At 62.9% G+C, this 15,401-nt stretch carries 11 protein-coding genes and 1 rRNA gene; 6 read left to right on the forward strand and 6 right to left on the reverse strand.

Annotation, left to right across the window (positions count from 1 at the left end):
* From rrf to TU79_RS16240, 3 genes are all read left to right on the forward strand, one after another.
* Positions 1 to 104, forward strand: a 5S ribosomal RNA gene (rrf, locus tag TU79_RS16230); the annotation flags it as partial.
* 234 nt (positions 105 to 338) lie between these two features.
* Positions 339 to 2,231 (forward strand): penicillin-binding protein 2, encoded by a 1,893-nt coding sequence (gene mrdA / locus TU79_RS16235; RefSeq protein WP_057008929.1) that lies wholly within the window; start codon positions 339 to 341, stop codon positions 2,229 to 2,231.
* A 150-nt stretch (positions 2,232 to 2,381) separates the two neighbouring features.
* Complete coding sequence (locus tag TU79_RS16240; RefSeq protein WP_057008930.1) at positions 2,382 to 2,849, forward strand: SRPBCC family protein; 468 nt, start codon at positions 2,382 to 2,384, stop codon at positions 2,847 to 2,849.
* A gap of 41 nt (positions 2,850 to 2,890) precedes the next feature.
* On the opposite strand, the gene TU79_RS16245 is transcribed toward TU79_RS16240, so the two are convergent.
* Positions 2,891 to 5,116 (reverse strand): TonB-dependent receptor, encoded by a 2,226-nt coding sequence (locus TU79_RS16245; RefSeq protein WP_057008931.1) that lies wholly within the window; start codon positions 5,114 to 5,116, stop codon positions 2,891 to 2,893.
* 217 nt (positions 5,117 to 5,333) lie between these two features.
* Between TU79_RS16245 and TU79_RS16250 the strand changes: the two genes are divergently transcribed.
* From TU79_RS16250 to TU79_RS16260, 3 genes are all read left to right on the forward strand, one after another.
* The gene (locus TU79_RS16250) at positions 5,334 to 7,691 is read left to right on the forward strand and encodes a DNA polymerase II (RefSeq protein WP_057008932.1); all 2,358 of its coding nucleotides are present in this window, start codon (positions 5,334 to 5,336) and stop codon (positions 7,689 to 7,691) included.
* Between the two features lie 13 nt (positions 7,692 to 7,704).
* Positions 7,705 to 8,337: a glutathione S-transferase N-terminal domain-containing protein gene (locus TU79_RS16255; protein WP_057009107.1), complete on the forward strand. Its 633-nt coding sequence runs from the start codon at positions 7,705 to 7,707 to the stop codon at positions 8,335 to 8,337.
* A 164-nt stretch (positions 8,338 to 8,501) separates the two neighbouring features.
* Positions 8,502 to 9,071, forward strand: coding sequence for a DUF4174 domain-containing protein (locus TU79_RS16260; RefSeq protein WP_057008933.1), 570 nt, complete (start codon positions 8,502 to 8,504; stop codon positions 9,069 to 9,071).
* A gap of 109 nt (positions 9,072 to 9,180) precedes the next feature.
* Here the strand turns inward: TU79_RS16260 and TU79_RS16265 are convergent, their stop codons facing one another.
* Genes TU79_RS16265 through TU79_RS16285 form a run of 5 tightly spaced genes read right to left on the reverse strand, consistent with a single transcriptional unit; the run spans position 9,181 to position 15,394 of the window.
* Positions 9,181 to 10,218 carry an acyltransferase family protein gene (locus tag TU79_RS16265; RefSeq protein WP_057008934.1) on the reverse strand — a complete coding sequence of 346 codons (1,038 nt, stop codon included), beginning with the start codon at positions 10,216 to 10,218 and terminating at the stop codon, positions 9,181 to 9,183.
* Positions 10,219 to 10,240: 22 nt separating this feature from the next.
* On the reverse strand, positions 10,241 to 11,650 hold the full coding sequence (locus TU79_RS16270; RefSeq protein WP_057008935.1) for a lipid II flippase MurJ: 1,410 nt from the start codon (positions 11,648 to 11,650) through the stop codon (positions 10,241 to 10,243).
* Positions 11,650 to 13,086 (reverse strand): O-antigen ligase family protein, encoded by a 1,437-nt coding sequence (locus tag TU79_RS16275; RefSeq protein ID WP_057008936.1) that lies wholly within the window; start codon positions 13,084 to 13,086, stop codon positions 11,650 to 11,652. The genes TU79_RS16270 and TU79_RS16275 overlap by 1 nt, the downstream gene beginning before the upstream one ends.
* Complete coding sequence (locus TU79_RS16280; RefSeq protein WP_057008937.1) at positions 13,083 to 14,186, reverse strand: glycosyltransferase family 4 protein; 1,104 nt, start codon at positions 14,184 to 14,186, stop codon at positions 13,083 to 13,085. Before TU79_RS16280 ends, TU79_RS16275 begins: the two co-directional genes overlap by 4 nt.
* Positions 14,177 to 15,394 (reverse strand): glycosyltransferase family 4 protein, encoded by a 1,218-nt coding sequence (locus TU79_RS16285; protein ID WP_057008938.1) that lies wholly within the window; start codon positions 15,392 to 15,394, stop codon positions 14,177 to 14,179. Before TU79_RS16285 ends, TU79_RS16280 begins: the two co-directional genes overlap by 10 nt.
* Between the last annotated feature and the right edge of the window lie 7 nt (positions 15,395 to 15,401).

Raw genomic sequence — 15,401 nt, forward strand, 5'->3', positions numbered from 1 at the left:
AGAGCATTGGAACCACCTGATCCCATCCCGAACTCAGCAGTGAAACGATGCATCGCCGATGGTAGTGTGGGGTTTCCCCATGTGAGAGTAGGTCATCGTCAAGATTAAATTCCGAAACCCCATTTGCGAAAGCAGATGGGGTTTTGTTTTGGGCGATTGGAAAGTGTTCACTAAAAGTTCAACGTTTTGATCAACAGCCGTCACCCATCATCAAGCTGCCGTTCGGGAAATCGATGCAAAGTGTTTCTACATTTTTGGTATGGTGCAGCACTTTTCAAAAGGATTGATCTCTCTGCGCAGGAAGCGGCGTCGACCTTTTTCAACGAGATGCTGTAGAAATGCCCGGACCCATACCGATCAAAGATCACGAAAAAGAAAACAGCCTGGTCAACAAGCGCCTGCTGGCCTGTGCCCTGCTGGTGATAGGCATCACCTGTGCACTGGTGGGCCGCTTGTATTTCCTGCAGGTGGTGCAGTTCGATTACCACTCCACGATCTCCGAAAACAACCGGGTCCATGTTCTTCCCATCACCCCAACCCGCGGCCTGATTTATGATCGCAATGGCGTGGTGCTGGCTGACAACCGTCCCAGTTACAACCTCACCATTACCCGTGAACGCACGACTGACCTGAAGGGTGAGCTGGACGCCATCGTCAGCCTGTTGCACTTGCCCGCCGAGGACCGCGCAGTATTTGACAAGGCACTCAAGCAGGCACGCCATCCTTTTGTTCCTGTCACCTTGTTTTACGAACTGACGGAAGAACAGATCGCCCTGTTGGCGGTTAACGAATTCCGCTTGCCTGGCGTGGATGTCGAACCACAGTTCGTCAGACATTACCCGCTCGGAGCGCACTTCGCGCACTCCATCGGCTATGTTGGTCGTATCAACGAGAAAGAATCCAAGGCGCTTGATTCGGTGGAATACCGCGGCACCCAGTCCATTGGTAAAACCGGTATTGAACGCTTCTACGAATCCGAGCTGCATGGTCATGTCGGCTATGAAGAAGTCGAGACCAATGCCCAAGGTCGCGTATTACGAGTGCTCAAGCACACCGACCCGATCCCCGGTAAAAACATTGTCCTGAGTCTCGATGTTCACCTCCAGGAAGCCGCCGAGGAGGCGCTGGGCGACCGTCGTGGTTCCGTCGTTGCTCTCGACCCGCAAACGGGCGAAGTGCTCGCCATGGTCAGCAAGCCCAGTTTCGATCCGAACCTGTTCGTTACTGGGATCAGTTTCAAGGAATACGCCGCGCTGCACGACTCCATTGACCGGCCGCTGTTCAACCGCGTCCTCAGAGGCTTGTACGCCCCGGGCTCAACCATCAAGCCGGAAGTGGCCATCGCCGGCCTCGACAGTGGTGTCGTCACCCCACAAACCCGCGTGTTCGACCCGGGTTACTACCAACTGCCGGATTTCGATCACAAATACCGCAACTGGAACCACAGTGGCGACGGCTGGGTGGACATGGATTCGGCGATCATGCGCTCCAACGATACCTACTTCTACGACCTCGCCCACAAGCTGGGCATCGACCGTCTGCACGACTACCTGGCAGAATTTGGCCTTGGCCAGAAAGTCTCGCTGGACATGTTCGAAGAGTCCGCAGGCCTCATGCCATCCCAGGCCTGGAAGCGCGCGACCAGGCGTCAACCCTGGTTCCCCGGCGAGACCGTGATCCTCGGCATCGGTCAGGGCTATATGCAGGTCACACCGTTGCAATTGGCCCAGGCCACCGCGTTGATCGCCAACAAGGGCGTGTGGAATCGGCCGCATCTGGCCAAGACCATCAACGGTGTGCCGCCGGTGGATGAAAACCCGATGCCCAATGTCGTCCTCAAGGATCCGCGTGACTGGGAGCAGGTCAACCACGGCATGCAACTGGTGATGCACGACCCGCGCGGTATCGCCCGGGCTGCCGCGCAAGGTGCGCAATACCGCATCGCCGGCAAGAGTGGTACGGCGCAGGTGGTGGCAATCAAGCAGGGCGAGCGTTACAACCGCGACAAGACCCTGGAGCGCCATCGCGACAACGCCTTGTTCGTCGGCTTCGCGCCGGCCGAGCATCCGAAAATCGTGATCTCGGTGATGATCGAAAACGGCGAGGCCGGCGGGCGCGTGGCTGGCCCTGTGGTCAGGCAGATCATGGACGCCTGGTTACTCGACCAGGAAGGCCACTTGAAGCCGCAGTACGCGACGCCGAGCAAGGCGCCAGGCGATCCGCATGTCTAGATCAAGCCGGTAGCGCGCAGATTTCAAAAGCAACTTCCCTGCAATGGGTCAGTCATAACCATTGGCTTGGTCAAGGACGGGGGCATCATCGCGCGCAACCCAGGTTGCGCATCTGTCGATGTCACCTAAGGTCAATGGAGGAGGTGACTTATGCACGTATTGGATCGCATCGAGCGGAAGATTCTGCTCAACGCTTCACGTAAAAAGGTGTGGGAAGCACTCACCGACGCCGAACAGTTTGGCGCCTGGTTCGGCGTCGCCCTCAAAGGCAAGCGTTTTGTCGAGGGGGAAACCGTCGAAGCGCCGATTACTTATCCGGGCTACGAACACGTGGTCTGGAAAGCCAGAATCGAACGCATCCTGCCGCAGACCCTGTTCTCTTTTCATTGGCATCCCTTCGCGGTACTGGAAGGCGTCGACTACGATAACGAAATTCCGACGCTGGTGGAATTTACCATCGAGGACCGTGCGCCGGGCATCCTGTTGCGGGTGGTCGAATCCGGTTTCGACAAGGTGCCTGAAGCCCGCCGCCAGAAGGCGTTCAAGATGAACTCCCGTGGCTGGGACGACCAGATGGGCAACATCGAAAGCTACCTGGGCGCCGCTCGCCAGGCGTGACCCAAGCGGGCATCGATAGCGATGCCCGGCTTCGAAGGCGATTAAAAATCAATCGTCGCCGATAACTTGGCAACACGCGGTTCGCCCTGACTCAGATAACCCCCCAACGCCGACTCCCAGTATTTCTCATTCGCGACATTCTCCACATTGGCGCCCAGCGTCACATTGCGCTGCTCCACTTTGAAAGTGTAGCGCGCACCCAGGTCGAAGCGATTCCAGGCCGGCAGACTCAGGTTGTTGGCCGCATCGGCGTACTGGCCGCCAGTGCGCAGCATGCGACCGCTGAGGGTTGCGCCCTGCAGCCCCGGCACATCCCAATCCACCCCTGCATTGAGCTGGAATGAAGGCACACCGATTGCGCGATTGCCGTCGTTGGCGCCATTGAGCGTGTCCTTGAGCTCGGTCTTCATTACCGTTACGCCACCGAGCAAACGCAAACCACTGACAGGCTCACCGAAGACATTCAGCTCCACCCCCTGGTTGATTTGCTGGCCTTCGCGCACATAAGTGGCAGTGGTCGCGCCGGTCTGGATCGAGTAACCATCACTCGGTTGCTCGATACGGTACACACCCAGCGTTGCGCCGTAGGTGCCCATGTCCAGTTTCACCCCCGCTTCAGTCTGCTTCGAGCGGGCGGGCGCGTAGGCTTGTGCACCATTGGTCACCGTCAGGCCGCCGGACGACACCGGTGCCGTCGGCCCCTGGGTCAAGCCTTCAATATGGTTGGCATAAAGCGACACATGTTCCCAGGGTTTGAACACGATGCCGTAAACCGGCGTGTTGATTGACGCGGTGTAGTTGGAGCTGCGCGGACCGGAACCATACGCATAGTTCTGCATGACCATTTCCTGATGGCGCAGCCCTGCGGTGAACAGCAGACGGTCGTCCAGGAAACCAAAGGTGTCAGAGATGGCCGCACTGCGCACGAACGTCTTGGCGGTGATACCGGGATCGCCCAGGTCACCACCGTTCACCGTGCCGCGCACCGGTTGCGTAATATTGCTGGAAGGGTGGTAGAGGTTGCTGGCATTAGGCGTGAAGTCGAACTCGTAGGCATTGCGCGCCTGCGTCCAGGTGCCGGTCAGGCCGAGGTTCAGTTGGTGGCTGACCGCACCGGTCTGGAACTTGCCATTGAGGCCCGTCATCAGGCTGGTGTTGTCCTCCTGATGGGCGATGCGCGAACCAGTCACCTTGGCTGTGCCGAAATTATCGGTCAGGGTCACCGACGAATAGCGCCCGCTTTCATGGGTGTGCTTGGCGCCGGCGGCAAGGTAGGCGGTCCAGGTGTCGTTGAGGTCGTATTCGCCGCGCAGCATACCCAGCGTGTCTTCGATGTTGGTTGCGTTCCAGCTTGGCGCGTAGTTGGTATCGGCCGAGGGTGCACTCGGGATGTGGGTGACGCCGGTGCCCAGGAACACCGAGTTACGGCCGCCGTTGACGCGCTGTTTCTGGTAAACGAAATCACCTGATAAACGCAGGGCATCGCCACGATAATCCAGGCCGACGGCGAACAGCTTGGCCCGCTGGTTCTCGTCATCAATGCCGGTATCGCCTTCGCGCTGGGAAATATTCACCCGCGCGCCAAACCGATTGCCCTCGCCAAACCGCTGGCCCACATCCAGATGCTCGCCCACCCGGCCATCGCTGCTGATATCGGTGCTGAAGCGGCGCAACGGCACATCATCGGCGCGCTTGGGTTGCAGGTTCACGCCGCCGCCAATCCCCGAGCCGCCCGGCGTGACACCGTTGATAAAGGCATTGGGGCCCTTGAACACTTCCACGCGCTCCAGCGCGTCGGTGGACATGATCTGACGTGGCAGGATGCCGTACAGGCCGTTGAAGGAAATGTCGTCACCATTAAGTTGCAGGCCGCGAATCACAAAGACCTGCGCCTGGTTCGCATACCCCGAGGCCTGACGCACGGATGAGTCGTTGAGCAGCACGTCCGCCACCGTTTCGGCCTGCTGGTCGCGGATCAATTTCTCGGTATAGGACGCCATGCTGAACGGCACATCCATGATGTCCTGATTGCCCAGCACACCCAATTGGCCACCGCGTGCCACCTGTCCGCCGCTGTACGCCGGCGGCAGCGCGTTCGGCGCGGGTGCGTCGGCGCTGATGTTGGTGGCGCCCAATTCCAGTGTGTTGCCGTCCTGGCGCGTATTCGGATCGGCCGGGGTAGCAGCATGGGCGGTAAGGCTCAGGGAGCAGCAAAGGGCGAGCAGGGCAGGGCGAAACGGCACGGCGAGTCGGTTACAGGTGGGCATGGTCGATCCTGACGGAGAACCGTCAATGTGAGGAAAAGGGCAACAGCGTTGCGCGTCCTCACTGCGCGAATACGACTCCGGCGCAAATGATAGTAATTGTTATTAGCGTTTTGCAACAAATTTGTCAGATTAGGGTCCGCGCGAGCGTTAACCTGCCGCGTCCGGCCGGATGCCGGGTAGAATCACGCCCTGAACGCAATGTTTGAGGTGCGGCACGGTGGATTTACAGCAGGGTTTCGTCCTGACCCGGCATTGGCGTGACACCCCGGAGGGTACGCAGGTCAGCTTCTGGCTGGCCACCGACCAAGGGCCCAGGTTTGTCCGCCTGCCCGTGCAGACCTCGGTGATGTTCATCCCCGAAGCCCATCGCAAGCCGCTCGACTGGCTGCTCAAGGACGAGCGCGACATCGAGCTGCGGCCGTTGCAGTTGTGCGATTTCCATCACCGCCCCGTCCTCGGCCTGTATACGCGCCAGCACCGCCAGGCAATGGACCTGGAAAAGCGCCTGCGCACCGCCGGCGTTGACGTCTACGAGGGCGACGTGCGCCCGCCCGAGCGCTACATGATGGAGCGCTTCATCACCGCCCCGGTGTGGTTCGGCGGCACCCCCGATGCCGACGGCACCTTGCTCGACGCACAGATGAAACCCGCCCCCGACTACCGCCCGCCGCTCAAGCTGGTGTCCCTGGACATTGAAACCACCGCCCAGGGCGATCTCTATTGCATTGGCCTGCAAGGCTGCGGCGAGCGTCAGGTGTACATGCTGGGCCCGCCGAACAACGCCTGCGCGGTGGACTTCAAGCTCGACTACTGCGACACCCGCGCCCAACTGATCGAAGCCCTCAACCGCTGGCTTGCCACCCACGACCCCGATGCGATCATCGGCTGGAATGTGGTGCAGTTCGACCTGCGCGTGCTGCACGAACATGCCCAGCGCCTCAACGTGCCGCTGATGCTCGGCCGTGGCGACGAGCCGATGGCCTGGCGCGAACATGGCAGCCGCAATCATTACTTCGCCGCCGCCGCCGGGCGCCTGATCATCGACGGCATCGAAGCCCTGCGCTCGGCCACCTGGAGTTTCGAGTCCTTCAGCCTGGAAAACGTCGCGCAAACCCTGCTCGGCGAAGGCAAGGATATTTCCACGCCGTACCAGCGCATGGACGAAATCAACCGCATGTTCGCCGAGGACAAGCCCGCCCTGGCGCGCTACAACCTCAAGGACTGCGAGTTGGTCACGCGGATCTTCGCCAGGACCGAGCTGCTCAAGTTCCTGCTGGAGCGGGCCAGCGTCACCGGGTTGCCGGCCGACCGCAACGGTGGTTCGGTTGCCGCCTTTACCCACCTGTACCTGCCGCTGATGCACCGTCAGGGCTTCGTTGCGCCGAACCTGGGCGACAAACCACCCCAGGCCAGCCCCGGCGGCTTTGTCATGGATTCGCGCCCGGGCCTGTACGAGTCGGTGCTGGTGCTCGACTACAAAAGCCTCTACCCGTCAATCATCCGCAGTTTCCTGATCGACCCGGTGGGCCTGATCGAAGGCCTCAAGCACCCTGACGACAGCGACTCGGTGGAAGGCTTTCGCGGCGCGCGGTTTTCCCGCACCCGGCACTGCCTGCCCGCCATCGTCGCGCGGGTTTCCGAAGGCCGCGAGGTGGCCAAGCGTGAGCGCAACGCACCGCTGTCCCAGGCGCTGAAAATCATCATGAACGCCTTCTACGGCGTCCTCGGCTCCAGCGGTTGCCGGTTCTTCGACACGCGGCTGGCCTCGTCGATCACCCTGCGTGGCCATGAAATCATGCGCCAGACCCGCGAGCTGGTTGAAGCCCAGGGCTATGAAGTGATCTACGGCGACACCGACTCCACCTTCGTCTGGCTCGGCAGCGCCCATGCCCAGGAGGACGCCAGCCGCATCGGCCAGGCGCTGGTCGCTCACGTCAACGAGTGGTGGCGCGCGCACCTGCAGACGGCGTTCGGCCTGCACAGTGCACTGGAGCTGCAGTTCGAGACCCACTTCACGCGCTTTCTGATGCCGACCATCCGCGGCGCGGAGGAGGGCAGCAAGAAACGCTACGCCGGGCTGGTGGTGCGCGCCGACGGCAGCGAAGAGATGGTCTACAAGGGCCTCGAGACCGTGCGCAGTGACTGGTCGCCCCTGGCCCGGCGGTTCCAGCAGGAACTTTACCAGCGCATCTTCCACCGCCAGCCCCACCAGGATTACATTCGCGACTACGTGCGCCGCACCGTGAGCGGCGAGTTCGATGAGCTGCTGATCTATCGCAAACGTCTGCGCCGGCGCCTGGACGACTACGAGCGCAACGTGCCGCCCCATGTGCGCGCCGCGCGCCTGGCCGATGACTACAACGACCGCCTGGGCCGTCCGCGCCAGTACCAGCGTGGCGGCTGGATCAGCTACGTGATCAGCGTCAATGGCCCGGAGCCGCTGGAAGTGCGGCAGGCGCCAATCGACTACGACCACTACGTGACACGACAATTGCAGCCGGTGGCGGATGCGATCCTGCCGTTTGTGGATGACGACTTCAGCACCCTGGTCGGTGGACAGATGGGGCTGTTTTAAAGGAGGCAACACCCTGTACACGCTCTACGGCACCGACGAATCCGGCTCGTGCATGATCGACATTGCCCTGCAACGTTGCGCCGTGCCCTGGCAGCGCGTGGACGCCAGTTCCTGGCATGAGGGCGAGGGCAGTGAAGCGCTTGCGCGAATCAATCCGCTCAAACAGATCCCCACCCTGGTGACACCCGATGGGCAGGTCCTCACCGAAAGCGCGGCCATTCTGATCCACCTCGGCCTGGAGTTTCCCGATGCGGGCCTGCTGGCCGGCAACCGCGGGCAAATTCTGCGTGGCCTGCTCTACATCGCCGCCAATTGCTATTCGGCCATCGGCATCATCGACTACCCGCAACGCTGGCTGGGCGACGTCGATCAGGCGCTGCAGGCGCACCTGGTCAGCGGCACACGGCGCTACCTGCACCAGGCCTGGGTGGTATTCGCCGATCAGTTTGCCGGCCAGTTGTTCGCGCCCAACCATGCGCCGAACGCTTTGGGCATCATGGCCGCGGCGGTGTCGCGCTGGGAGGGTGCGCGGGAAGCGTTGGGCGCATTGGCCCCGGGCTTTGCCCACACCCTCGCGCAGGTGGATGCCGACCCGATCGTGGCCCCGGTATTCGCCCGGCATTGGCCACACTGGAATGGCCTCTGATATTCGCGCAATCAGAAGAAACAATCATCGCCCAACCCGCCTGATCTCTTGCGCGGCGGGTGTCCTGACCTACGCTTTCAGAACCGGGCGTAGGAATCATCCTTGAAATTGACGGTCGCACACATGAAACTCAAGAACCTGCACGCAATTCAAAGGAGGTGCGCATGCTCATCCGGTCGCTGACCCTGGCTACCTTGATGGCTTTTACGGGGCCGCTGTTGGCCGCGGATGATATCAACCCGCTCAAGCAGGACATGGGCAAGGCCCGTCCGCTGGTGGTGGTGGAGCTCGATTCCGGTAACGCCACATTGTCCACGCTGCAGAAACAGCTGGACGAGCCTGCCAACAAGCAGTCGTTCGAAGAGCGCAACATGGTGTTCTACACCGTCAAGTTCGGCAGCATCGGCGCCGAGGGGGAAAAGTTCGCCAAGGAGGCCAAGGACAACAAAAAGCTCACGCCGCCTGAAACCAATGCGCTGATCCGCGCCCTCAAGCTGGGCGCCGGCAGCGGCACCAAGGTGATCCTGATCGGCAAGGACGGCGAGAAGAAACTCGAGAAGACCGTGCCTCCGGATACCCTCGACCTCAAGGAGTTCTTCAGCACCATCGACCAGATGCCCATGGCCGAGAAGGAGGCCGCCGCCGCCGTAGAAGCTGCGCCAGCCGAACCCGCCCCCGCCAAGGGTAAACCCGGCAAGCCGGGCGCAAAAGCCCCACAACAACTCGACGACTAACCCGCCCTCCCTCGTGGGAGCGGGCTGGCCCGCGATAGCGGTGACTCAGCGCAGACACAAGCAAGCTGACCCACCACATGCGCGAGCAAGCCTGCTCCCACCGGGCAATTCAGCGATGCCTTGCCACCGGAAACGGGAAATAGAAAAACCGCAGAACCGCCGTCCGCTTGATCACTTCACCGATCAGCAACGGTCCCACCACCGCCACCACCAACCCTACACCCGCCGCCAGGAAAGGATGCAGGCCCAGGCGCTGCATCAGGTCGAAGGTCTTGTGCTGGATCTCCCCGTGAAAAATCAGCAGGATCAGCGTGGACTGACCGATGTAGGTCATGGCCCGCGTCACCAGCGCCGAAACCGTCAACACCTTCGCCAACGCCCAGCACGCATACATGCCAATCACCGCCAGCAGGCTGGTCCACAACCAGTGGTCATAACGCCGTTGCGCCAGGTCCATGGTGTCTCGGGTCAAGTCGAACAACACGGCGAACAACACCACCGCGATCAACAGCGTCAGCCAACTGCCAGGGTGCGTGCGCAGCCAGTCGCGCAGCAGGTAGCCGGCGATGAAGCAGGCGCTGCTGATCAGGGTGATATCCAGGCTGAACGGCAGCCCCGGCAGTATCCAGGTGTGCTCGCCAAGCGTCACCGGCCATTGCCAGAACAGCGGCAACATCCAGATCCCGAGCAGCAATTGCACGGCAAGCAGCAGGGCACTGGCCCACGGCGCAAGTTTCAGCCGCAGGATCAGGCGCAGCATCACCCAACTGAACAGGATCGCCACCCACATATGGGGCAGAAACCACATGGCCTGCCACGGAATGGTGTCCACCGAGGCATAGAACACGCCGCCAATGTCCGGCAGCAAGGGTTGGTTGCGCAGCAGCGCACGCAGGCTGACATACAGCAGCAGGGTGAAAAAAAACGGCTTGAGCAGGCCGTCGGCCTTGCGTACCGCCATCTCCACAAACGGCTGCTCCGGCTTGAAAAACACCCCGGACAAAAAGAAGAACAGCGGTATGACGAACGACGCCAGTATCGGGTACATCAACTCCTGGGAATTTGCCACGAACCAGCTGTGGGCGAACACGATCACCAGGATGCCGATGCCTTTGGCGATATCCATTTGAATCCAACGATGTTTCATGGGCGTCTTCCTGATCGATCATTCATGCCTTGCGCCACGGCTTGAGCCACAGCCCCATGCCCAGTAACACCACGGCCCCGGCCAAGGTGCTGAGCCCCAGTTGCAGCCACACGCCGTCAATTGAAAACAGCAGCAAAGCCGCCAGCAGCATCAGTGTTGCGCTCAGCAGCCATTGCCTGGCCCAGGGCAGAGCGCCAAGCAGCGCCTGACGTTGCATCAACAGCAGCGCCGTGCAGATCACCCCAGCCAGCGCCGCCAAGGGAATACCGGCCAGGCCGAACACAAAGGGCAAGGCGGCCAGCAGCAGCACATTGACCAGGCTGCCAAGCAGCTCGCAGCGCAGGGGCTGGTGCGTGTCACCCGCCGCATAGGCATAACGCGCCAGCAACGCGTTCCACGCGCCGAACACCAATGGCACCGCGAACCACGCCAGCAGCAGCGGCAACGGTGAGTCCGCCGACTGGCTGGGCAACAGCAGCGCCACCAGGCTCGGTGCCGCCGCCACCAGGCCGACGCCGGCGGGCAGGGTCAGCAGGCTCGCGGTGTCCAGGCCGCGTTTGAGCAGAGCCAGGCGCGCATCGCCCTGGCGGCGGCTCATCATGCCCAGCAGCACCTGATTGAGGCTCATCAGTGCAATCAGCGGCAGGTTCATCAGCTTGCGCGCGAGGTTCACCCAGGTTACCGCGCCTTCGCCCAGCAGCGACGCCACCAGCCGTTCGATCAACGCCAGACCCTGGCTCGCACCGTTGCTCAGCAACAAGGGGCCGATGCGCTGGCCCAGTTCCCGCAACGGCGCCGCCGACCACTGCCAGCGCCACGGTCGCCACCCCTGGCGCCAGATCGACGGCAACAGCGCCAGCGGCATCAGCAGGCTGCCGGCCAGGCACGCCAGGGCCAGGGTGTGCGGCGCGGTCGCGGTTCCGGCCAGGGCAAGGTAGGTCACCGGCGGCAGGTTGAACAGCAACGAGCCCAGCCCCGCCAGCACAAACCGCTCACTGGCCTGCAACGGAATGCTGAACAGCGCGTGCAGCATCAAGCCCGGCACGCACCAGGCGACCACCTGCAGATTGCCGGAGGCGAGTGCCGTGGCGCTGTCCGCCAACCCCGGTCCCAGCAGTTGGACCAGCCACGGCGCCAACAACGTCAGCAGCAGGCTGGTGACCAACGCAATCGCCATCAATGCCGGGAACAGCACGGTCAGCCAGCCCAGGCGCTCGGCATCCTTGCGTTGCAGATACAGCGGCAACGCTGCGGCACTCAGCACACCGCCGGCCAACGACATGCGCAGCGCCTCGGGCAAAAACAGCGCGATCAGGAAGGCGTCACTGCGCTCGCCCGCACCCCAGGCCGCCACCAGCAGCCATTCACGCGCAAACCCCAGGCACAGGCCCAGCAGGGTCGCCAGCGTCAGCCAGGCGGCGGAGCCGAGCATCAGGGACGCACGCCATCAGGCTGCTGTTTGCGATAGGCCACGCGCTTGACCTGCGGTGCGCGCGTCGGAAACAGGCGGCGTGCTTCCAGCACATTGAGCCCTACCATCAGCCAGAACAGCGCCACCATCACCACCGCAAAGCTGAAGTAGTGGTCGAACAACCCGCTGACCAGCGCCGCGAGGATCCCGGCGGTACTGCCCAGCCACAGTGCATTGTCCTTGGTCAGACGGATCGGGCCGCGCTCCGGGCGTGCCTCACGCCACCAGCGCACGGTCACCGCGACGAACAGCAGCATGCCGACAATGCCGGTCTTGTAGATGAAGTTCAGCCACAGATTGGAGATCCCCAGAAACGGCGTGCCCGGCACCGGCGGGTCGACCTTGAAGCCAATGCCGAACGGGTAGGCCGCCACCGCCTGGGGAAACATGCGGTACTCGTCAAAACGGATTTCGGTACTGGCGTTGTCCGATGAAAATATCGTCGCCAGCCGCTCCTGCAGCGGCGGATACGCCAGCACCAGCGCCACGGTCAGCGCTGCGCCGATCATCAGCAGGCGTCCGGTGTACGGCACACGGCGCGTGGCCATCCACATCAGCACCAGCGCCAGGCTGACCATCGCACCACGGCTGCTGGCCAGCAGCAGCGCTGCCGCGCCGAGGCACGCCACGCCCAGGCCCAATGCGCGTTTCCAGCCGCGCTCGGTCATGCCGAAGCAGAACGCCAGGGGCAGCAGCAGCGCCATGATCCCGCCGATGGCGTTCGGGTGCATCCACGGCGAGCCCATGCGCGAAGACATCGCTTCCAGGCCGAATTTGAGCATGTCGAAGTTGCCGTAATTGAGCAGCGCCAGAATCGGCGCAATGCCCGCCCCGGAACGCGTGCGCACGAACACCGCAATCGACATCACCAGCATCGCCAGCGTGCCCAGCAGCAGAGCGACCACCAGCGACTCGCGCTGTTTGGGTTCCACCAGCAGTTTGGCGCACAGAAACACCGCCGACAGGCTCAGCAACCAGCGCAGCCAGTTGGCCATGCCGCTGGTTTCGACGTCGACGACGATCACCTGGCCGACAATGAACGGAAACACGCTGAACAGCATCAGCCACAGCAGCATCTGGTCGGTGGGCCGGCGCCACAGGCTGGGCGCCGCCGGCAGACGTGAGAGAAACGTCTGCCACAGCACCGCACCCCAGGTCAGCGCCAGGATCGCCTCGCTGACCGTGCTGCGAATGCCCAGGTTGAGGGTGGAATACGGCATGAACGTCGCGAGCATGGCGAACAGCAACAAGCCCCACAGCGGAAAGCGCAGGATAGTCACCGCCGCCGCCAGCCCAACCACGCCAAGCAATGCCTTGACCGGTGACAGCGCCAATGCCATCACGCCGAACAACAGGCCGAACAGGATCGCGACAGGGGCGCCCAGGGAGTCTCTCATTGCAATTCCTCGATCAGTTGCGCCAGGCGCTGGCGATAAGCCTGATGGTTGAAACGCTGCGCCCACTGCCGGCGTTGCTCGGGTGATTCTTCGTCCGGCCGCTCGCCCAGGTTCACCATCAGTTGCACCAGCGCCGGCCCATCGGTGGGCGAAAAACGCGGCGCCGAGGGCGGGGTGATTTCATCCAGCGACGTGCCGCTGGCCACGGCCACCGGCGTGCCGACGCTCAGCGCCTCGATCACCGGCAAGCCGAAACCTTCGGCATACGACGGCTGCCACAGGCGCGCGGCGCGGCGGTACAGCGCGTGCAGCTCGGCATCCGACACGCCGCTCAAGGCGCGAATCCCCGCCACGCTGCGCTGAGCCTCGGGCAGATGATCGAGGCTGCCCACCAGCACCAGTTCCGGCACGGCAGGGGACAGCCGACGTGCCTCCTGCCAGGCCTGCACCAGGAACGGCACGTTCTTTCGCAATTCGCGGGTGCCCACCAGCAGCCAATAGCGCTCGGGCAACTGCCGCGCAGTGAGGTCCGCCGCCAGTTCAATAAAGCTGTCCACCTGGTTGGGCAGTACGCGAACCTTGCCCGCTGCCTTGGGAAACAGGCGCGCGGTTTCGTCGGCGCTGTACTGCGACGGCGTCCACACGCGGTCGGCGCTGTGCACCGCGTAGGCAATCGACAGGCGATCGCTGGTCTTGTAGATCAACGCTTTCAGGCGGTTGGCGTGGTAATTGTCCAGGGTGATCTGGAACAGGTCATGCAGCAGCACCACCGTGCGCAATCCCTTTGGTTTGGGTGGCAACGGCAGGCCCATGTTGAAGGTGCTGATGTACAAATCGATCTGCTGCTCGCGCAACGCCCGTGGCAAAAAACCGGCTTCGAAGCGCAGGCGATTGTGCGGCTGGTGCATCGCGGTCTTCGCGCAGCCCCAGGCCGGGCAGTGCGCCTGTAAACGTGTTTCGTCCCCCAGCGGCGCCACGGTAAAGCGCTCAAGCGCAATGCCCGGCAAGGTGTGCAGGGCGCTTTCCAGCGCGTACACCTGGCGGCTGATGCCCGATTGCGGCGAGGTGCCGACGGTGCGGTAATCGAGGCCTACACGCATGCGGGTTCCTTTTCGGTGAGCGGCGAAAGGCTGGCGTAGACGCGCTCCAGTTGGCTGGCGGCGACGCTCCAGTCATGGGCGCGGCGCACGTAAGCGCGGCCAGCCTCACCCATGGGCGTGGCGGCATCGGGAAACTGCAGCAGGCGCACCACGGCATCGGCCAGGCCGGTGGCACTCTGGGCGCCGAGGTAGTCCAGGCCTTCCACCAGGTCCAGGCCGGACACGCCCTGATCAGTGCTCGCCAGCGGCAAGCCGGCCGCCAGCGCTTCGAGCACCTTGAGCTTGGAGCCGCCACCGTGGCGCAACGGCGCCAGAAACACCGAACAGCTCGATTGCAGGCTCAGCAAGTCAGGCACGAAACCCTGCCACTCGATACGCGGGTCCGGCCAGCGCGTGCGCCAATTGTCCGGCATGCCGAAGCCGCACACGCTCATGCGTGCCTGCGGGCAGCGTTCCCAGACTTTGGGCAGGATCTCGTCCAGCGCCCACTCGATGGCGTCCACATTCGGCGCGTATTCGTAGTTGCCCAAAAACAGCACGCGGCGGCTGGACGGGTCCGGGCGGGCACCGGCGAAGTGGTCGCAGTCCACCCCGTTGACCACCACCGGCACCGGCTTGCCGGCGATCTTTGCGAGGGTTTGCGCATCGCTGTCGGTGACCGCCACCACCTGCGTCGCCTGGCGCATCACCCGCTGTTCCCAGCGGCCGTAGCGCCACTGGTCGTAGCGAATAAACGGCAGCGCCCAGTTCGGCAGGCGATCGTAAGTGGCGGCGCCGAGGGCCGATTCGACGTTGTGCTCGGTCAGCACGAAGGGCTGGGCCGTGCGCGCCAGCGTGCATTCGTAGGGCTGGAAGCTGTAGGTATGTTCGATCTGCACCACGTCCCAGTGTTCGTTGAGCAGTTGGTTGAAGCGCGCCTGCAAAGACGCGGACAGACCGTTCACGCTGGCCAGCAGCGGGTAGGGCGCAAACAGCCCGGCCAGCAGGGTTTTCAGGCTGCGTAGCGGGCGGCGTGGCAGCACGATTAGCTGTTCAAGAAAGGTCTCCAGCACCTGGCGATCAGCGAGCGACACCGGGTGCTTGTCATGCAGCAGCAGCGTGATCCGGTGCCCGCGCGCCGCGAGGCTGCGCAGCAGGTGAAACTGGCGCGTCTTGCCGCCGCTGGTGGCCGGCCAGGGCGAGTAAGGCAGGATCCATAAAATGCGCATGGCTGGC

This window comes from Pseudomonas trivialis, assembly GCF_001439805.1.
In the GTDB taxonomy this organism is placed as follows: domain Bacteria; phylum Pseudomonadota; class Gammaproteobacteria; order Pseudomonadales; family Pseudomonadaceae; genus Aquipseudomonas; species Aquipseudomonas trivialis.